We start from the raw sequence: 3,420 nt of genomic DNA on the forward strand, positions 1-3,420 counted from the left end.
GCTCGGGGGGCTGCGCGGCCACGCGCTCGTCGCCGAGGCGATCGCCGACCCCGTCGTGCTCACGACCGTGGAGCGACTGTGGGACGAAGATGCCCGCCACCTGCCCGACCTCGGTCTGGAGCACTACCGCGCAGCCCTGCTCGAGCGATTCCGCAACCCCCGGATCGCGCACCACCTCGACCAGATCAGCACGGATTCGATCACGAAGCTGCGGCTCCGCATCGTGCCCGTCGCGCTCCGCGAGCGCGCAGCCGGCGCCCCGGCTGCGGCCTGCGCGACCGTCATCGCCGCGTGGATCCTGTCGATCGGCGCGGGCCGCTCACCGCTGCCCGCGGACCGGGCGGAGACCCCCGGCTCCGCGGGGCTCGTGACAGTGCTCGACGCGCAGCTGGGGGCCGATCCCGCCTTCTGCTCCGAGGTCGAGCGCGCGGTCGCTTCGCTCGCCGACTCCCTCCACTGATCGCACTCACACCCGAGTTCCGCCATGAGCCCGCACGACACAGGAGAACTTCGATGCTGAAGCCACAGGCCGGCGCCGCCCGCGACCTCGTCAATCTCGACGGCGTATGGCGGTTCGCGCTCGACACCGGCGACCGCGAGGGAACGCCGTGGACCGGCGCGCTCGCCGGATCCCTCGAGGCCGCGGTGCCCGCCAGCTACAACGACCTCTTCGTCGACCCGGCGATCCGCAACCACGTCGGCGTGGTCTGGTATCAGCGCACTGTGCAGGTGCCGCGCGGCTGGGCGGGGGAGCGCATGGTGCTCCGCGTCGATGCAGCCACCCATGCCGGCCAGGTCTACGTGAACGACAGCCTCGTCGCGACCCACATCGGCGGCTACACGCCGTTCGAGGCGGACCTCACGGGGATCGTCGAGGCCGGCACGGCATTCCGGCTCACGATCGGCGTCGACAACCGGCTCACGAACATCACGATCCCACCCGGCACGGTGACGACCGGTCCCGACGGCGCGCAGAAGCAGACCTACGGGCACGACTTCTACAACTACTCCGGCCTCGCCCGCTCGGTGTGGCTGTACTCCACCCCGGTCGCGCACATCGCCGACGTCACCGTCACCACGGACGTCGACGGCACGACGGGCATCGTGAACTATGCCGTCCAGGCTGAAGGCGCCGGCGAGGTGCGGGTGCGGGTGACGGATGCCGCGGGCACCGCCGTTGCCGAGGCATCCGGATCATCCGGCTCGCTCTCGATCGCCGAAGCGACCCTCTGGCAGCCGGGCGCCGCCTACCTGTACGACCTGACGGTGGAGGTCGTGGACGGCGAGACCGTCCTCGACGGGTATCACCTGCCGATCGGGATCCGCACCGTTGAGGTTCGCGGTGCGGAGTTCCTGATCAACGGGGAGCCGTTCTACTTCACGGGGTTCGGCAAGCACGAGGACGCCGCGGTGCGCGGCAAGGGTCACGACAACGCCTACCTCGTCCATGATTTCGAGCTGCTGGACTGGATCGGCGCGAACTCGTTCCGGACGTCGCACTACCCGTATGCCGAGGAGGTGCTCGAGTACGCGGACCGGCATGGGATCGTCGTCATCGACGAGACCGCCGCCGTCGGACTGAACCTCTCCCTCGCCGCGGGCATCACGGGAGCACCGTCCCGGCCGACCTTCTCGCCCGACACGATGAACGCCGGCACCCGCGCCGCGCACGCGCAGCACCTGCGCGAGCTCATCGCCCGTGACAAGAACCACCCCAGCGTCGTGATGTGGTGCGTCGCGAACGAGCCGGCATCGCAGGAGGACGGCGCTCGCGAATACTTCGAGCCGCTGATCGCGCTCACACGCGAGCTCGACCCCAGCCGCCCGGTCACCATCGCCAATGTGATGTTCGCGACATCCGAGACCGATCGTGTCGCGGATCTCCTCGACGTCCTGTGCCTGAACCGCTACTACGGCTGGTACGTCGCCACCGGCGACCTCGCGACCGCGGAGCAGCACCTGCGCGGAGACCTGCAGGCGTGGGCCGCGAAGTACGACAAGCCGATCGTGATGACCGAGTACGGCGCAGACACGCTCTCGGGCCTCCACTCCGTCTGGGACGTGCCGTGGACCGAGGAGTATCAGCGCGACTACCTCGCGATGAACCACCGCGTGTTCGACAGCATCCCGGCCTTCGTGGGGGAGCAGGTGTGGAACTTCGCGGACTTCGAGACCTCCGTCGGCATCCACCGCGTCGGCGGCAACAAGAAGGGCGTGTTCAGCCGCGACCGCAAGCCGAAGGCCGCGGCGTTCGCCCTCCGGGATCGCTGGCGCGCGATCGGCAACCGCAAACCCGGCACAACAGAAGGGAACCCCTCATGATCATCGACAAGGCCGAGGTCATCGTCACCAGCCCGGACCGCAACTTCGTGACGCTCAAGCTCACGACCGATGACGGGCTGACGGGGCTGGGTGATGCGACCCTCAACGGCCGCGAGCTGGCGGTGGTCGCCTATCTCACCGAGCATGTGGTGCCGCTGCTGATCGGGTCGGATGCCGCGAAGATCGAGGACACCTGGCAGTTCCTGTACCGCTCCGCATACTGGCGCCGTGGGCCGGTGACGATGGCCGCGATCGCCGCCGTCGACATGGCGCTGTGGGACATCAAGGGCAAAGCGGCCGGGATGCCGGTCTACCAGCTGCTCGGCGGCGCCAGCCGCACCGGGCTGCTCGCCTACGGACACGCGTCGGGCAAGGAGCTGCCCGAGCTGTTCGACTCGGTGCGCTCGCACCTCGAGCAGGGCTACCGGGCGATCCGCATCCAGACCGGCGTGCCAGGACTCAAGGCGATCTACGGGATCGCCTCGCAGGCGGCCGACACCGGTGGCGGCGAAGCCCGCTACGACCACGAACCTGCCCGGCGTGGCGCGAAGCCGGTCGAGGAGGACTGGGACACCCGGTCGTACCTGCACCACCTGCCGGGGGTGTTCGAAGCGGTCCGCAACGAGTTCGGCCCCGACATCCCGCTCCTGCACGACGGCCACCACCGGATGACGCCGATCCAGGCCGCCAAGCTCGGCAAGAGCCTGGAACCGTACGACCTGTTCTGGCTCGAGGACTGCACCCCGGCCGAGAACCAGGAGGCGCTGCGGCTGGTGCGCCAGCACACCACGACTCCGCTGGCGATCGGCGAGATCTTCAACACGGTCTGGGACTTCAAGGACATCATCCGCGACCAGCTCATCGACTACGTCCGCGGTGCCGTCACGCACATGGGCGGTATCTCGCCGCTCAAGAAGACCCTCGACTACGCCGCGATGTACCAGATCAAGTCGGGCATGCATGGGCCGACCGACATCTCACCAGTCGGCATGGCGGCCGCGATGCAGCTCGGACTGTCGATCCACAACTTCGGCATCCAGGAGTACATGCGCCACGGCGCCAAGACCGACCAGGTCTTCGAGCAGTCCTTCACCTGGA

3 protein-coding genes are annotated in these 3,420 nt (G+C 68.7%); all 3 read left to right on the forward strand.

Annotated features, from left to right (window positions below):
- The coding region (locus tag AC1DVT_RS18930; RefSeq protein WP_477390795.1) for a mannitol dehydrogenase family protein at positions 1 to 460 on the forward strand (460 nt) is incomplete at its 5' end.
- A 53-nt stretch (positions 461 to 513) separates the two neighbouring features.
- A complete protein-coding gene (gene uidA, locus AC1DVT_RS18935; RefSeq protein WP_477390797.1) occupies positions 514 to 2,322 on the forward strand; it encodes a beta-glucuronidase in 1,809 nt (602 codons plus the stop codon).
- Positions 2,319 to 3,420, forward strand: a 1,102-nt coding sequence (gene manD / locus AC1DVT_RS18940) for a D-mannonate dehydratase ManD (protein ID WP_477390799.1), incomplete at its 3' end; no start/stop codon positions are given. The genes uidA and manD, both read left to right, overlap by 4 nt.

Source organism: Microbacterium sp. P2_F9 (genome assembly GCF_056403635.1).

Bases quoted from the DNA above. Each gene is read 5' to 3' on its own strand.
- uidA (WP_477390797.1), top strand. From the start codon at position 514: ATGCTGAAGCCACAGGCCGGCGCCGCCCGCGACCTCGTCAATCTCGAC.